Source organism: Streptomyces sp. NBC_00872, from assembly GCF_045161915.1.
In the GTDB taxonomy this organism is placed as follows: domain Bacteria; phylum Actinomycetota; class Actinomycetes; order Streptomycetales; family Streptomycetaceae; genus Streptomyces.
In genome coordinates, this window is the sequence record NZ_CP108806.1 from 351,152 (window position 1) to 367,242 (window position 16,091).

The 16,091-nt window shown below is 70.4% G+C and carries 14 protein-coding genes; 5 read left to right on the plus strand and 9 right to left on the minus strand.

The features are described from left to right. Positions 1-41 precede the first annotated feature (41 nt). Together OG214_RS01605 and OG214_RS01610 are read left to right on the plus strand one after the other, a co-directional pair. A complete protein-coding gene (locus OG214_RS01605; protein WP_405983471.1) occupies positions 42-581 on the plus strand; it encodes a DUF2000 domain-containing protein in 540 nt (179 codons plus the stop codon). Between the two features lie 56 nt (positions 582-637). Further along, positions 638-925 (plus strand): chaplin, encoded by a 288-nt coding sequence (locus OG214_RS01610; protein WP_405983472.1) that lies wholly within the window; start codon positions 638-640, stop codon positions 923-925. 104 nt (positions 926-1,029) lie between these two features. On the opposite strand, the gene OG214_RS01615 is transcribed toward OG214_RS01610, so the two are convergent. Both OG214_RS01615 and OG214_RS01620 read right to left on the minus strand, forming a co-directional pair. Next, positions 1,030-1,893, minus strand: a complete 864-nt coding sequence (locus OG214_RS01615; protein WP_405983473.1) for a tyrosinase family protein — start codon at positions 1,891-1,893, stop codon at positions 1,030-1,032. 21 nt (positions 1,894-1,914) lie between these two features. Continuing rightward, complete coding sequence (locus OG214_RS01620; RefSeq protein ID WP_405983474.1) at positions 1,915-2,511, minus strand: tyrosinase family oxidase copper chaperone; 597 nt, start codon at positions 2,509-2,511, stop codon at positions 1,915-1,917. Positions 2,512-2,734: 223 nt separating this feature from the next. Between OG214_RS01620 and OG214_RS01625 the strand changes: the two genes are divergently transcribed. Further along, positions 2,735-3,826, plus strand: coding sequence for a YhjD/YihY/BrkB family envelope integrity protein (locus OG214_RS01625; RefSeq protein ID WP_405983475.1), 1,092 nt, complete (start codon positions 2,735-2,737; stop codon positions 3,824-3,826). Between the two features lie 68 nt (positions 3,827-3,894). On the opposite strand, the gene OG214_RS01630 is transcribed toward OG214_RS01625, so the two are convergent. From OG214_RS01630 to OG214_RS01660, 7 genes are all read right to left on the minus strand, one after another. Next, on the minus strand, positions 3,895-4,962 hold the full coding sequence (locus tag OG214_RS01630) for a glycoside hydrolase family 19 protein (protein WP_405983476.1): 1,068 nt from the start codon (positions 4,960-4,962) through the stop codon (positions 3,895-3,897). A gap of 259 nt (positions 4,963-5,221) precedes the next feature. Beyond that, positions 5,222-6,247: a LacI family DNA-binding transcriptional regulator gene (locus tag OG214_RS01635; protein WP_363083947.1), complete on the minus strand. Its 1,026-nt coding sequence runs from the start codon at positions 6,245-6,247 to the stop codon at positions 5,222-5,224. Continuing rightward, entirely contained in the window at positions 6,247-7,671 is a 1,425-nt protein-coding gene (locus OG214_RS01640) for an arabinose isomerase (protein ID WP_383032451.1), read from the minus strand. Before OG214_RS01640 ends, OG214_RS01635 begins: the two co-directional genes overlap by 1 nt. Positions 7,672-7,684: 13 nt before the next feature. Then, on the minus strand, positions 7,685-8,770 hold the full coding sequence (gene rhaS, locus OG214_RS01645; protein ID WP_405987408.1) for a rhamnose ABC transporter substrate-binding protein: 1,086 nt from the start codon (positions 8,768-8,770) through the stop codon (positions 7,685-7,687). 66 nt (positions 8,771-8,836) lie between these two features. Continuing rightward, positions 8,837-9,919, minus strand: coding sequence for an ABC transporter permease (locus OG214_RS01650; RefSeq protein ID WP_405983477.1), 1,083 nt, complete (start codon positions 9,917-9,919; stop codon positions 8,837-8,839). Next, on the minus strand, positions 9,903-10,955 hold the full coding sequence (locus OG214_RS01655; RefSeq protein WP_363085079.1) for an ABC transporter permease: 1,053 nt from the start codon (positions 10,953-10,955) through the stop codon (positions 9,903-9,905). Before OG214_RS01655 ends, OG214_RS01650 begins: the two co-directional genes overlap by 17 nt. Then, positions 10,952-12,475 (minus strand): sugar ABC transporter ATP-binding protein, encoded by a 1,524-nt coding sequence (locus OG214_RS01660; protein WP_405983478.1) that lies wholly within the window; start codon positions 12,473-12,475, stop codon positions 10,952-10,954. The genes OG214_RS01655 and OG214_RS01660 overlap by 4 nt, the downstream gene beginning before the upstream one ends. Positions 12,476-12,757: 282 nt before the next feature. On the opposite strand from OG214_RS01660, the gene rhaI reads away from it, so the two are divergent. Further along, positions 12,758-13,927, plus strand: coding sequence for an L-rhamnose isomerase (gene rhaI, locus OG214_RS01665; RefSeq protein ID WP_405983479.1), 1,170 nt, complete (start codon positions 12,758-12,760; stop codon positions 13,925-13,927). A 51-nt stretch (positions 13,928-13,978) separates the two neighbouring features. Continuing rightward, positions 13,979-16,084 (plus strand): bifunctional aldolase/short-chain dehydrogenase, encoded by a 2,106-nt coding sequence (locus OG214_RS01670; protein WP_405983480.1) that lies wholly within the window; start codon positions 13,979-13,981, stop codon positions 16,082-16,084. The last annotated feature ends 7 nt before the right edge of the window (positions 16,085-16,091 follow it).

Consider the following 16,091-nt stretch of genomic DNA (forward strand, 5'->3'; position numbering starts at 1 on the left):
CTGCCTAGCGTATCGGCATATCCGTACACGAAGGAGCCCTCATGTCCCTCCCCCGGCTGACCGGCGAGGATGTCACCACCCACGGCTCCACCCGGCAGGCACGGCTGAAGTGGGTGATCGTCGTGGACGAGAGCCTGCCGGCGGGCCGTGCGGCGAACGCCGCCGCCTGTATGGCCGCCGCCGTCGGCAAGGCGCTGCCCGAACTGCTCGGTCCCGACGGCGAGGACGCCTCGGGTGTCGTCCATCCGGGGCTGCCCTGGGCCGGATGCTCGGTGCTGGCCGCCGACGCGCGGACACTGCGCTCGATCCGGGCCAAGGCCGCGGGCAAGGACGAGGTACTGATCGTGGACATGCCGGAGCAGGCCCAGAGCTCACGGGTGTACGACGAGTATCTCGACGCGGTGGCCGGTACCGGCCAGGACGAGCTGGCGTACTGCGGCATCAGTCTGGTCGGGCCACGCAACGGGATCGACCGGCTGGTCGGAAGGCTGGGACTGCTCGGCCGACCGGCCGACCGGCTGCCGGAAGATGCGGCACCGAATGGCTGGTTGTCCGTTACCGAGCGTGAGCCAGGGCGTTGAAGTGCGTGAAGGCCGCACATCTGCGGCCGCGCCCCATACGTCCAAGGAGAAACTTGATGTCGCGTATCGCGAAGGCAACCGCTGTTCTTGTCGGCACGGGTGCCGTGCTGGTCGGTGGCGCCGGGATGGCCGCTGCCGACGCCGAGGCCGAAGGCGCGGCCGTCGGCTCGCCCGGTGTCCTGTCCGGCAACGTCATCCAGGTGCCCGTGCACATCCCGCTCAATCTCTGTGGCAACACGATCGACGTGGTCGGTCTGCTCAACCCGGCGTTCGGCAACCAGTGCGCCAACATCTCGGGCGTACCCACCGCCAAGACCCACGGCCACGGCGGCTACGGCGGCTGATCATCCGGTGAGGGCGCACGGCTCCGGGGCCGTGCGTGACCGGTGACCGACGGCCTCCCGCGTTCACACGCGGGAGGCCGTCGCGTCCGAAAGGGCGGGCACGGTCACTGTTCGTAGCGGTACAGGTCCCGGTGGTCGAGGAGTTCGGACGGTCTGGCGTCCCACGGCGGCATGGGTTCCTCCAGGCTGATGACCCGTCCGCTCTGCGGATCGCCGGGGCGCAGCCTGGTCCTCGGCAGATAGACGGCCTTCGGATGCCGCTGCTGCCAGCGGTCCCACAGCAGGTCGATGAAGGAGTGGTGGAGCCAGAAGACGGGGTCGTTCGGGGAGGAGGCACCCAGCATGTGCCCGCCGACCCAGCGGTGGACGCGATTGTGGTTGCGCCAGCGCTCGACGCCGCCGGAGAGCCAGCCCTCCAGCCGGTTGCGGAACCCGGAGGCGACGGTGGAGTTCCAGGGGGCCGCGTCGTACACCGGCTCGTTCATCGCCCAGTCCAGTTCGTCGTGGCTGGGCAGCGCGATCGGCGCGGACGGCCGGCCCAGATTGCGCATCAGATACTTCTGGTCCGTCACCCCGTGCCTGATCGTCCACTGTCCGGTTCCGTATGCGAACGGACCGGTCATGACCTGATGGTCACGCGCGCGGCCGTTGCCACCGAGGAAGTCCTCGGACCAGAGCGCGGCGGCCGGTGTGTTGTCGGCCGTCCAGTCCCAGTAAGGGACGGTCACCTTGGCGTCGACCCGCTGGAGTGCGCGCTCGAACTCCAGCAGGAAGCGGCGGTGCCAGGGGAAGAAGGACGGCGTCATATGCGCGGCGCGCGGACCGTCCTCCGCGTCGGTGACGTAGAACTCGATGTGCTGCCGTACGAACTCGTCGTACTCCCCCGTACGTTTCAGCTCCAGAACGGCGTTGACGAAGCCTCTTCGCTCCGCGCCGGTCAGATTCCGCTGGTTCTTTCTCGTGTACACCGCGAAGGCCCTCCCAGGGGTTCACATGTGATGGATCGGTCCGGAGAGCGACAGGCCGGCGCCCGCGAGGTCGTCGACCGCCGCGCGGGCCGCGTCCAGCGGGGTGGGGAACGACTCGTAGTGGTTGACGACGCTCAGATAGCTGCCGTCCGCGCGCCGCATCATCTGGAGGGGCCGGCCGTCGATACGGATGTCAAGCACGGACGGGACGGCCAGGAATCTGGCATCGGAAGGAGCGCGGACGCCCCCCGTGGTACGGATCCGGATATGCCGTCCCCGGTACATCTCGTCGGCCGTCCTGCCCGCTCCGGCCTCTCCGCCACCGGCCCCGTCCATATCCGCTCCGCCGCCCGCGCCGCCGGCCGCCCGGTGGCCCACCCTGAGGATGGGCGTCAGCACCGCCGACGTACCCGCGACCACTCCGAGGGCGAACACCGCGCGCAGAAGCCGGCGCCGGGAGCGACGGGGGCCGGGCGCCGCCGGCGGTTCGGGACGCGGTACGTGGACGGGTCTCGGCTCCATCTGGTCGTCCGGCACAAGGGACCTCCGCTCGTCGGTGTGGGGGCGCTCGCTCCGGTACGCGGGCGTGCGCAGACCGGCCGCTGCCCCGACCGGCACAACGAGACGGTGGGCAAACGGTTATCCGGCAGGTGAACGCCTCCGGTCCGCGGAGCGCGGAAACGCGGGGCGGCGGTGCGGTGCGAAGGCCTGTGAGGTGATGAGGCAGGGTAGGCGGGGACCGGACGACGACCGGCGGCACAGCACCGAGGACGCGGGAGGCAGTTTGTCCGTCGAGGAATCCGGGCACCGGGGGCCGTCGTGGGACGGCGAGGGAGATCCCGTGGCCCGGGACACCCTCAGCGCACCGGCCCACGGCGGGCGGACACCCGGCGGGCCAGGAGCTGACAGGCCGTCGCCCGACCACCCGTCACCTGACGGACCCGCCCCCGACGGGTCCGCTCCCGGCGGGCCCGTCCCCAGCGGGCCCGTCCCCAGCGGGCCCGTCCCCAGCGGGCCCGTCCCCAGCGGGCCCGTCCCCAGCGGGCCCGTCCCCAGCGGTGCCGCTCCCGGCGGGGCCGGACGTATCACCGGAGCGCTGCGCCGTACACCGCTCGCGCTGTGGCGGGACGACGCCACCGACCGGGCCGCCGCCCTCACGTACTACGCCGTTCTGGCGATCTTCCCCGCGCTGCTGGTCACCGTCTGTTCCATCGGCCTCGCCGGTCCCGGGGCGAGCGGGCAGCTCGCCGGTCAGATCACGGTCCTCGTTCCCGCGCAGTCCCGGGTGCTGGTCCACAGCGCCCTGGAGGAGATGGCCCGGCAGCGCTCCGCGGCCTGGGTGCTGGCGTCCTTCGGCACCGTCGGCGCCGTGTGGTCGGCCTCCAGCTATCTCGGGGTGTTCCGCCGGGCCCTGCACACCATGTACGGCACCGTCGACCGCAGACCGCCGTGGCGTACGGCGCCGCGGATCGCGATCACCGCCTGCGCCCTGCTCGCGCTGCTGGTGACCAGTGCCTTCACACTGGTGCTGACAGGGGAGGTCGCGGCCACGCTGGGGCGTGTCCTGGGGATGGACTCGACGGTGAGCCTGGTGTGGAGCGCGCTGAAGTGGCCGCTGCTGCTGACGCTCGCGGCGGTTCTGGTGCTGGTGGTGTTCCGTACCGATCCGCCCGGCAGACGCGGACTGCGCCACGCGCTGCCGGGCGGGGTCGTCGCGGTCGCGCTCTGGCTGCTGACCTCCGCCGGCTTCGCGCTCTACACGGCGCAGGCGGGCACGTACAACCGGCTGTACGGGTCGCTCGCCGGGATCATCGTCTTTCTCGTCTGGCTCTGGGTCACCAATCTCTCCCTGCTGGCCGGTGCCCAGTTCAACGCCGAACTGGTCAGGAAGAACGGCTCGGAACCGCACGAAGGCCGGAACGGCGACCTGTAGGTCGTCGGACCGGCCTTCGCGCCCGCACCCGGCGGCCCGAAGGCCACGGGTACGGGGACCGAACGGTGTCAGCAGCTCAGATTGGCCCCGGGAGTGGTCCCGAGGATCTGCACGAAGCGCTGGTAGTTGTTGATCCGGCTCTGGACCTGCGCCGGGTTGCGTCCGTCGCACTCCAGGGAGCCGTTGATGGAACGGATCGTCTGGCCGAAGCCGGCCTGGTTGACCATCGCGTTGTGCGGGGTCATCGTGCCGGGACCGTTCTGGGTGTTCCAGTACCAGAGACCGGTCTTCCACGCGACGGCCGATTCGCGCTCGACACGCCACGGGTCGGCCAGCAGGTTGATGCCCAGCGCGTCGCCCGCGGCCTTGTAGTTGAAGTTCCAGCTCAGCTGGATCGGCCCGCGCCCGTAGTACGCGGCCTGACCGGCCGGGCAGCCGTACGACTGTGACGTGTCGCAGTAGTGCGGGTAGTTCGCGGTGTTCTGCTCGACGACATGGACCAGTCCGCCGGTCTCGTGGCTGACATTGGCGAGGAAGGCCGCGGCCTCCTGCCTCTTCACCGTGTCACTGCCGGTGTTGGCGAACCCGGGGTACGCGCTCAGCGCGGCGGTCAGCCCGCTGTAGGTGTAGAAGGAATTCCGGCTCGGGAACATCTGGTTGAACTGGCTCTCGCTGACGACGAAGCCACCGGCCGGCGGCGGGTCGGTCGGCGGGGTACCGGTGCAGTTGTACGGCTCCCAGTACCAGGTGCTGATGACCGGGTCGTAGCCCGGGTTGTCGTGCTCGGCCACATAGAACTTGCCGTCGGTGTACTTCACGATGTTCCCGGCGACATACGCGCGGCCCGCGACCCAGGCCGGGTAGTCACAGGCGCCGGAGCCGCCGCCGGGGGTGGAACCGTCACAGGAGCCCTGGTCGGCCCAGACATCGCTGGTGCCGGGGGTCTCTCCCTGGGTCCACCACTTGGCCGACCAGTTGCGACCGTTGTACGAAGCCGTGTTGCCGCCGGTGTACACGGCGGACGCGTTCCATCCCGCCGCGCAGGTCGCGGCGGAGGCGGAAGAGGCGGGCAGGAAAATCGTGAGGGCGAGGGCCGAAACCATCGCCGCGAACAGGGCAAGGGCGCGCTGTCTCAAACGACTCACTCCTTCGCGCGAGCAACCGGTTGTCCGGCTGCTCGCCATGGGGGGTGAGGGAACCAAATCGGAATCGCGTGAACCTGTCAAGGTCTAGACCAAGGGATGGAGCGGAGGTCACAGCGCACCCGGACGATCCGGCCACCCGGGCCACCGGGACCGGCCACCCCGGGGCATCCGGAGGCATCGGCACACCCCTGCCGTCACGGACCGGGGGCCGCCGTGGAGACCGGACCCGCCGTGCGGATCGGACCCGCCGTCAGCCACGCGCGCGGGAGAGCGTCGAGGCACGCACCACCAGTTCGGGCTGGAGGACGATACGCCGGTGCCGGTGTCCCGCGGCCCCGTCACCGGTCTCCTCGATGAGCAGATCGGCCGCCGCGCCACCGAGCCGGAACGCGGGCCGGCGCACCGATGTCAGCGGTACGGCGGCGGCGGACGCGAACTCGATGTCGTCGTAGCCGACGAGCGCCATCTCCTCGGGCACCCGTACACCCGCGTGGTAGAGCGTCTGAAGCACACCCAGCGCGAGCAGGTCGTTGGCGCAGAACACCGCGCTCGGCCGGGGCGCCATCCCGAGCAGCCGCGCCCCGGCGTCCCGGCCCGCGGCCACATCGAGCCGGGCGGCCTCGACATGTCGGAGCGACGCGGACGGCAGCCCCGCCTCGGCGAGGGCGAGCAGGGCGCCCTCGCGGCGGCTCTGGCACTGCGCCAGCCGCATCGGGCCGCTGACATAGGCGATATCGCGGCAGCCACCGCGCAGCAGATGGCGTACGGCCATCGCGCCGCCGGTCACATCGTCCACGGAGACCGAACAGCCGTCGGCGCTGGGCACCACACGGTCGACGAGGACGAACGGGATGTCATGGCGCCGGAACGCGTCGAGATTGCGGCCGCTCGTATCGGCCGGGGTCACCAGCACACCCCGTACCCGCTGTTCGGAGAAGAGCGTGAGATAGGTGGCCTCCTCCGCGGGGTTCTCGGCGCTGTTGCAGAGCATCACCCCGAGTCCGGCCGCGCGCGCCGAGCGTTCCGCGCCCGAGGCCACCGCCACGAAGAAGGGGTTGGCCATGTCGAGGACGAGCATGGCCAGAATGCGGCTGCGCCCGGCACGGAGCTGGCGCGCGGACTCGCTGCGTACATAGCCGAGCCGTTCGATGGCGGACTGGACGCGTCTGCGGGTCTCCTCCGTGACGGTGTGGGGGCGGTTGATCACATTCGAGACGGTGCCCACCGAGACTCCGGCCGCCCCCGCCACGTCCTTGATCCCCACCGGACGCCGCATCAGACGGAGACCTCCACCAGGTCCAGACCGGTCAGACCGGAGAGCGCGCGCAGCTCGGGCAGCAGCCGGCCGGTGGCCAGGGCCCAGTGGTGACCGACCCCGCTGGCGCTCCACGCGTCGGTCCACTCCCCCGGATCACAGCCGAAGTCGACACGGGAGGTGGTGTTGCCGATCTCCAGATGCGGCCCCGGGACGATCTCGCCCTCGGCCGCCACCAGCCGGTACCGGCCGTCACGGCTCTGTCCCACGCCGACCAGGGTGACGGGACCGTGCCGTACGTCGAACTCGACGGAGACGCCCCAGCCCCGCTTGCCGTGGTAGACACCCAGACCGCGCAGCAGCGGCTTGCGTTCGCTGATGGCGAGATGACCGGGGCCGTCATGGCCCATCTCGACGACTCCGGCCGTGAAGTCGAGTGCCTGGAGTTCGGTGAAGGATCCGCCCGCGCCGAGACGGTCGGCGATCAGCATCGCGAGCGAGGTGCGCAGTTCGTACTCGCCGCAGGCCGGGACACCGCGGGCGGTCAGCAGCGAGGAGCCGAGGATCATGCCCGCGCCGAGCCGTTCATGGATCTCGCCGTCGAGCCCGCGGTGGTAGTACGCGAGCGAGTCCAGGTCGAAGTCGGCCACCAGCCGGTCGAGCCCGACGGAGACGCGCGCCGCCCAGCGCAGATCGTCCTCGACCACGGAGTCGGCGAGTTCGAAGACCTCGCGGGTCTCGTCGAGTTTCGCGGTGAGCTCTCCGTCCCCGACCCGCTCGACCCGTACCCGCAGATCGTCGAACTCGACGACCTCGACATGGCCGCCGAGATTGGCCGGGACCATGGTGAGGTCGGTGGAGACGTCGTACATACCGGGATACAGATGTCCCATCAGGCCGTGCCGGCCGTGGCGCAGGACGGAGCGGACCCCGGCGGCGCGGATCCAGCGGCCGATGCGCCCCCAGGCCCGCTCGTCCTCGAGATGCCCGGAGACGGAGCGGAAGGGGACACCCACGCGTTCGAAGGCGTTGGCCATCTCCGGCAGCGGGCAGGCACCGCAGTACGCGAGCCACTGTCCGGTGTCGAAGGAGGCGTGGTCCATGGACGGTGTGGGCTGGAGATTGATCAGCAGGACGGGCGCGCCGCTGCGCTGGGCGACGGGGACGAGCATGGTCGCCGTCATATAGGTGGTGAGGAAACCGACGATCAGATCGCAGTCGGCTGCGCGGAGTTTCTCGGCGGCCTCGGCCCCTTCCCGGGCGTCCGAGATGAAACCGACGTCGACGACCTCGGCGTCGAACTCCCGCATACGCGCGGTGACCCGGCCGGCGGAGCGCCGTAGCTGCGGCAGGAGATCGGGGAACTGCGGCCAGTAGGCGCCCAGTCCGCCCGCGACCAGCCCGATCCTGGGCTTGCGGGCGACGGCGGGGGTACGGACGGTCATGGCGGCTCCGTGGTCAGAAGTCGAACTCGTCGATGTTGTCCCTGTCGAAGACGGTCGGCTCGCCGAGGATGACCTCGCCGTCCTTCCCGATCGTGTACTCGCCGAGCTTGCCCGCCTTGAACTTCTCACCCTCGGCGCCGGTGATCTGTCCCGACGCCAGGGCGGCCGCCGCGTACGACCCCAGATAGCCCAGCTCCTCGGGGTTCCAGAGCGAGAACTGCTCGACGGTGCCGTCCTTGACGTACTTGCGCATCTGGTTCGGTGTGCCCAGGCCGTTGAGCACGACCTTGCCCTTGTACGAGGAGTCGCTGAGATAGCGGGCGGCGGCGGCGATACCGACGGTGGTCGGCGAGATGATGCCCTTGAGGTCGGGGTAGGCCTGGAGCAGTCCCTGTGTCTGCTGGAAGGACTTCTGGTCCGCGTCATCGCCGTACGCGACCTTGACCAGCCGCATGTTCCGGTATTCGGGCCGCTTCAGCTCGTCCTTCATGAACTCGATCCAGGTGTTCTGGTTCGTGGCGTTCTGGGTGGCCGAGAGTATGGCGATCTTGCCCTGGTGGCCGAGCTGTTCACCGAGGTGCCGGACGAGACTGCGGCCGATCTCCTCGGAGCTGGCCTGGTTGATGAAGAGCTGGCGGCACTCCTTGGCGGTGTCGGAGTCGTACGCGACGACCTTGATGTCCTTCTCCATGGCCTGCTTGAGCGGCCCGCACACCGCGTTCGGATCGTTGGCCGCGATCAGGATGGCGTCCTGGCGCTGCTGGATGAGGGTGTTGATGTACGAGACCTGGGAGGAGGCGCTGGCGTCGGAGGGGCCGACCTCCTTGCCGGTGGCGCCGTACTCGGCCGCGGCGGCGATACCGGCCTCGTCCACGATCTTCTCGTACGGGTTGTTGATCTGCTTGGGCAGGAAGGCGAGCTTGAGCCCCTTCTTCAGGGGCGCGTCCGGATCGGCCTCGGCGGCGGTGTCCGTCTTGGTGGTGTCCTTCTCCGTACTGTTCTTGGTGGTGCCCGAGCAGGCGGCCAGGGCGACGGTGAGGGCGCAGACGGCGGCGGCGGTGGCCGCCGTGCGGCGCCGGGCGGCGGTACGGATGATCATGGCGGGCATGTGCCTTTCGGGAAGTACGGCGGGGGTTCGGGGAGTTGGCGGGGGGGGCGGGGAGGCTCAGGACCCGGATGTGCCGACGGCGGCCCGCCGGTGACGGCGCTCCACCACGGCCGCGACGACTCTCGGAGTGAGGACCGAGGCGACGAGCAGCAGCCCGGTCACGATGACCTGGACCTCGTTCGGCACATCGTTGAGCGTGAGGAGGTTCTTGAGGACTCCGATCAGCAGCACACCGGCGACCGCGCCGAAGAGCGTGCCCTTGCCACCGTCGAAGTCGACGCCGCCGAGCAGCACGGAGGCGATGACGAGCATTTCGAAGCCGAGGCCGTTGTCGGCGCGCGCGCTGCCGTACCGGAGGGTGAAGACGATCCCGGCGAAGGCCGAGAACACCCCGGTGACCACGAAGAGGATCAGCTTGAACCGCTTGACCCTGATCCCGGCGAAGTAGGCGGCCTCCTCCTGCGCGCCGATGGCGAACAGCGACCGTCCGAAGGAGGTGGAGTGCAGCAGTACGGCCGTGGCGACGGCCAGTACGAGGAACAGGACGACGGGGTAGGTGAGAAAGGTGCCGGGGACCGTGGTGGTGTCCACGGCCCAGTCGGCGTACACCTGCGGGAAGCCGGTGACGGCGTCACTGCCCAGCGCGACCGAGGCGAGCCCCCGGTAGAGGGCGAGTGTGCCGATGGTGACGGCGAGCGAGGGCAGCCCCACCCGGGTGACCAGCCAGCCGTTGAGGAGTCCGCCCGCGACCCCGGCCAGCAGCACCACGGGCACGATCAGCTCGAAGGCCCAGCCCGCGTTCCACAGCGCACCGGTCAGCGCGCTGCCGAGGCCCAGCATGGAGGCGACGGACAGATCGACCTGTCCGGCCACCACCAGCAGGGTCATGGGCAGGGCGATCAGGGCGACTTCGGCGATGTCGTTGAAGGCGAAAGCGAGATTCCCGGCGGAGGCGAAGCCGTCGGTGGTGCCGAGGCCGGTCACGAAGACCGCCACCAGCAGCAGGCCGACCGCGGTGTCCCAGCGCGGTCCCACCGTCCGGAACAACCGCCCGGCCGTCGTGGGGCGGGGCTCGGGCGCGTCCGTCCCCGGCCGGGGCGCGGTCTCCGGCGCGGTCTCTGTCTCAGGCGCCGTTCCCATGGCGGGCGCTCCTCTTCCTCAGTGCGGCTGTCATACGCAGGGACACGATCCGGTCGACGGTGATGGCCGCGAGAAGCAGTGCGCCGGTGATGGCGCCCTGCCAGAACGCGTCGACCTTCAGCACGATCAGGGCGCTGCCGATGGTGGTGAGCAGCAGCGCGCCGAGCGCCGCGCCCCACACCGTGCCCGTACCGCCCGTGATGGCGACGCCGCCGACGACCACGGCGCTGACGACGGTGAGTTCCCAGCCGTGGGCGTTGTCCGCGACGACGGTGCCGAAGCGGGCGAGCCAGAGGGCGCCGGCGAATCCCGCCACGGCGCCGGAGAAGGCGTACGCGGCGAGGATCCTGCGGCGGATCGGTACACCCGCGAGCCGCGCGGCCTCCGGATTGGAGCCGATCGCGTACAGCTCACGTCCCGAGCGGTAGCTCCGCAGGTAGTACGCGGTGAGCGCGAGCAGCGCGAAGGCGATCAGAGGGAGGTACGGGATCCCGATGACACTGCCGCCGCTGCCCAGGTCGAGGACCGCTTCCGGGATGTCGTTGGCGCTGATCTGCTCGCCCTGCGCCCACCAGTAGTCGAGGCCCTGGATGATGTAGAGCATTCCGAGGGTGACCACGAGCGCCGGGACCCGGCCGAAGCTGACGAGCGCCCCGCTGACCAGGCCGCAGCCCACGCCGAGCGCGATACCGAGCAGCAGCACGGTGAGCACACCGTGGTCGGTTCCCGCGACGAACTTCCCGCAGGCGAAGGCGGAGAGCCCGACCACGGAGCCGACCGAGAGGTCGATGTTGCGGGTGACGACGACCACGGACTGGCCGACGGCGAGCAGGACCAGGATGGAGGCGTTGAGGAGGAGGTCCTTGACGCCCTGGTCGTCCAGGAAGCGCGGATTGGAGATCCAGGTGCCGAGGACGAGCAGCGCCAGCGCTCCGGCGATGCTGATCTCCCTTGCCCGGAACACGGCGTCGACGAGCGACCGTGCCGAGCGCTCGTCCCGGCCCGCGTCGGCGGGCCTGTCCAGCAGGGTGGTCATGCCGCCGCCCTCTCGCCGCGGCCGGTCGCGGCGGCCATCACCGTCTCCTCGGTGGCCTCCGCGCGCGGGATCTCGGCGGTGAGACGGCCCTCGTGCATGACGAGCACCCGGTCGGCCATGCCCAGGACCTCGGGCAGATCGGAGGAGATCATGAGGACGGCGAGTCCTTCCGCGGCCAGGGAGGAGAGCAGCCGGTGCACCTCCGCCTTGGTGCCGACGTCGATGCCCCGGGTCGGTTCGTCGACAATGAGGACGGCCGGTTCGGTGGCCAGCCACTTGGCGAGGACGACCTTCTGCTGATTGCCGCCGGAGAGCACACCGACGGGATCGCCGAGCCGGTTGTACTTGAGGTGCAGGCGTACGGCCCAGTCGGCGGCCCTGCCGCGCTCCAGCGCCCGGCGCACCAGACCGCCCCTGCCGAGTCGGCCGAGCCCGGTAAGCCCGATATTGCGCTCGATGGACATCTCCATCACCAGTCCGCGCAGCCGCCGGTCCTCGGGAACGAGCGCGAGTCCGGCGTCCATGGCCGCCGTCGGTGAACCGGCGGGCAGCCTCCGTCCCTCGACCTCGACCTCACCCGCGTCGGCCCGGTCGACACCGAAGACGGCCTGCGCCACCTCGCTGCGCCCCGCGCCGACGAGCCCGGCGAGCGCCACGATCTCGCCCCGCCGTACGTCGAACGAGATGTCCCGGAAGACCCCCTCCCTGGTCAGCCTGCGCACCGACAGGGCCGTCTCCCCCACGGCCGCCCGCTGTTTGGGGTACAGCTCCCCGAGATCACGGCCGACCATGCCGCGTACCAGATCGTCCTCGGTGAGTCCGTCCAGCGGCCGGGAGGAGATCAGCCGGCCGTCGCGCAGGATGGTGACCCGCTGGCAGAGCTCGAATATCTCGCCGAGCCGATGGGAGATGAAGAGGACGGCGGCGCCCTCGGCCCGCAGGGTGCGCACGACGGAGAAGAGCCGGGCGGTCTCACCGCCCGTCAGCGCCGCGGTGGGCTCGTCCATGATCAGGACGCGCGCGTCGAAGGAGAGCGCCTTGGCGATCTCGACGATCTGCTGGTCCGCGATGGAGAGCCCGCGCGCGGGACGGTCGGGGTCGAGTCCGACACCGAGCCGCTTCATCAGGGCGGCGGTGCTCTCCCGTACGGCCCGGCGGTCGATACGGCCGAGCGAGCGCCGGGGCTGACGGCCCATGAAGATGTTCTCCGCGATCGACAGATCGGGGAAGAGTGTCGGTTCCTGGTAGATGACGGCGATCCCGGCGTCGCGGGCGTCGGCCGGACCGTGGAAGACGACAGGTCCGCCGTCGAGGAGCACCTCGCCCGCATCGGGCCTGTGCACCCCGGCGAGCGTTTTGATCAGGGTGGACTTGCCCGCGCCGTTCTCCCCGGCGAGCGCGTGCGCCTCACCGGGGAACAGTCGCAGGGAGACGTCCCGCAAGGCCCGTACGGCGCCGAAGGACTTGCTCACATCCTTCAGTGCCAGGACCGGGGCGGGGCCCGTGGCGGGCTGGTTCATGAGGGCTCCTCAGCGGCGGCGGGCCGATGGCGGCGCCCGCCGTGAAAGGTTTCAATGAGGTTGCACGGAAGCTAAACGGCCTTCCAGCGCGGCGTCAATGGGCTGCGCTCGACATTTTCGGGTGAATTCGCGGGGGTGCGACCCGAACAAATGGAGGTGCCGCGCGGAGGGTTGACACGTTCTGACAGCTCCCATAACTTCACCGCGATGAAACGATTCATAAGGAATCGCGGCACTGACTCCGGCTCGCCCCGCGAGTCCGCACCACGGGAGCGCTGAGATATGACGGGTCGATCCGCCGAGTCCGCTGTGAAGGCGGCGCTGAGGTCACAGGCCGTCGAGACGCCGTCATGGGCGTTCGGGAACTCCGGTACCCGGTTCAAGGTGTTCGCCCAGCCCGGTGTGCCGCGTACGCCCGCCGAGAAGCTCGCGGACGCCGCGCGGGTGCACGCGCACACGGGCGTGGCCCCGACGGTGGCGCTGCACATCCCGTGGGACCGGGTGGACGACTACGGCGCGCTGGCCGGCCGGGCCCGGGAGCTGGGGCTGCGCATCGGGGCGATCAACTCGAACGTGTTCCAGGACGACGACTACAAGCTCGGGTCCGTCACGCATCCTGATCCTGCCGTGCGCCGCAAGGCACTGGGGCACTTGCTGGAGTGCGTGGACGTCATGGACGCGACCGGCTCGCGCGATCTGAAGCTGTGGTTCTCGGACGGGATCAACTACCCGGGCCAGGACGACATCGCGGCACGTCAGGGACGGCTCGCGGAGGCCCTGTCCACGGTGTACGAGCGGCTCGGGGACGGTCAGCGGATGCTGCTGGAGTACAAGCTGTTCGAACCGGCCTTCTACGCCACGGATGTGCCGGACTGGGGAACGGCGTACGCGCACTGTCTGAAGCTGGGCCCGAAGGCGCTCGTGGTCGTGGACACCGGGCACCACGCGCCGGGCACCAATATCGAGTTCATCGTCGCGGTACTGCTGCGCGAGGGGAAGCTCGGCGGATTCGACTTCAACTCCCGCTTCTACGCGGACGACGATCTGATGGCCGGGGCCGCGGATCCCTTCCAGCTCTTCCGGATCATGTACGAGGTGATCAGGGGCGGCGGGTTCACGGCGGAGACGGCGTTCATGCTCGACCAGTGCCACAACATCGAGGAGAAGGTCCCCGCGATCATCCGGTCGGTGATGAACGTCCAGGAGGCCACGGCGAAGGCGCTGCTGGTGGACGCGGAGGCGCTCGGCGCGGCCCAGCGGAGCGGCGATGTACTGGCGGCGAACTCGGTGCTCATGGACGCCTTCAGCACCGATGTGCGCCCCCTGGTGGCCGAGGTCCGCGCGGAACTGGGCGCGGACGCCGACCCCGTCGCCGCGTACCACGCCTCCGGCTACGGCAAGCGGATCGTCGCCGAACGGGTCGGCGGCACCCCGGCCGGCTGGGGCGCCTGAGCCCCGGTCCTCACCACTCGTATCCGCCCCCGCACCTCACAAAGGGACATGATGACCGACCAGCCTCACCCCCACCCGGTGCCGGCCGCGCATCCGGTGCCGGCCGCGCATCCCGTGGCAGCCGCGCACCCGGTGGCGGCCGAACTGCTCGACCGCTCGCACCGGCTCGGCGCCGATCCGCGCAACACCAACTACGCCGGCGGCAACACCTCCGCGAAGGGATCCGCCACCGACCCCGTGACCGGCGACGACGTCGAACTGATGTGGGTCAAGGGCTCGGGCGGCGATCTGGGCACCCTCACGGCCGACGGTCTCGCCGCGCTCCGCGTCGACCGGCTGCGCGCGCTGACGGCGGTCTACCCGGGTGTGGCGCGCGAGGACGAGATGGTCGCCGCGTTCGACTACTGCCTGCACGGCAAGGGCGGGGCGGCCCCCTCCATCGACACCGCGATGCACGGACTGGTCGACGCCCCTCATGTGGACCATCTCCATCCCGACTCGGGTATCGCCCTGGCCTGCGCGGCCGACGGGGAGAAGCTGACGGCCGAATGCTTCGGCGACACCGTGGTCTGGGTGCCCTGGCGCAGGCCCGGCTTCCAGCTCGGTCTGGACATCGCCGCGGTCAAGGAGGCGAACCCCCGGGCGATCGGCTGTGTGCTCGGCGGCCATGGCGTCACCGCCTGGGGCGCCACCTCGCAGGAGTGCGAGCGCAATTCGCTGCACATCATCCGTACCGCCGAGGCGTTCCTCGCCGAGCACGGCGGGGCCGAGCCGTTCGGTCCCGTCCTGCCGGGGTACGAGCCGCTGCCCGAGGCCGAGCGGCGGGCGAAGGCGGCGGCGCTGGCCCCGCTGATCCGTGGTCTGGCCTCCACCGACCGGCGCCAGATCGGCCACTACACCGCCACGGAGCCGCTCCTCGACTTCCTCTCCCGCGCGGAACATCCCAGGCTGGCCGCCCTGGGCACCTCCTGTCCCGACCACTTCCTGCGGACCAAGGTCCGCCCCCTGGTGCTCGATCTGCCCGCCGGGGCGCCGCTGGAGCGGATGAGGGAGCGGCTGGCCGAGCTGCACTCCGACTACCGCGCGCAGTACCGGGCGTACTACGAACGGCACGCGGCGCCCGGCTCCCCGCCGATGCGCGGGGCGGATCCGGCGATCGTGCTGGTGCCGGGGGTGGGCATGTTCTCCTTCGGCAAGGACAAGCAGACCGCCCGGGTGGCCGGGGAGTTCTATCTCAACGCCGTCAATGTGATGCGCGGGGCCGAGGCCGTCTCCTCGTACGCGCCGATCGAGGAGTCCGAGAAGTTCCGGATCGAGTACTGGGAGCTGGAGGAGGCCAAGCTGCGCCGTATGCCCGCGCCGAAGGCGCTGGCGGGCCGGATCGCGCTGGTGACGGGCGCGGGTTCGGGGATCGGCAGGGCGATCGCGCACCGGCTGGCCGCCGAGGGCGCGTGTGTGGTGGTGGCCGATCTCAACTCCGGGAGCGCGACGGCGGTCGCCGGGGAACTGGGCGGCACCGACACGGCGGTGGCGGTCACCGTCGATGTGACGGACGAGGAGCAGATCAGGACGGCCATCGACGCGGCCGTCCTCGCCTTCGGCGGGGTGGATCTGATCGTCAACAACGCCGGTATCTCGATCTCCAAGTCCCTGCTGGAGACCACCGCGCGGGACTGGGACCTCCAGCACGCCATCATGGCCCGTGGCTCCTTCCTGGTCTCGCGTGAGGCGGTCCGGGTGATGACCGATCAGGGATTCGGCGGCGACATCGTCTATGTCGCCTCCAAGAACGCCGTGTTCGCGGGTCCCAACAACATCGCCTACTCCGCGGCCAAGGCCGACCAGGCTCATCAGGTGCGGCTGCTCGCCGCCGAGCTGGGCGCGCTCTCGATCCGGGTCAACGGTGTCAACCCCGACGGGGTGGTGCGCGGTTCGGGGATCTTCGCGGGCGGCTGGGGCGCCGAACGGGCGGCGGTGTACGGCGTGGAGGAGGAGCGGCTCGGCGAGTTCTACGCCCAGCGCACACTGCTCAAACGGGAAGTGCTGCCCGAGCATGTGGCCAACGCGGTGTTCGCCCTGACGGGCGGCGATCTCAGCCACACCACAGGGCTGCATGTACCGGTCGACGCCGGGGTGGCGGCGGCGTTCCTGCGCTGAGAACGAG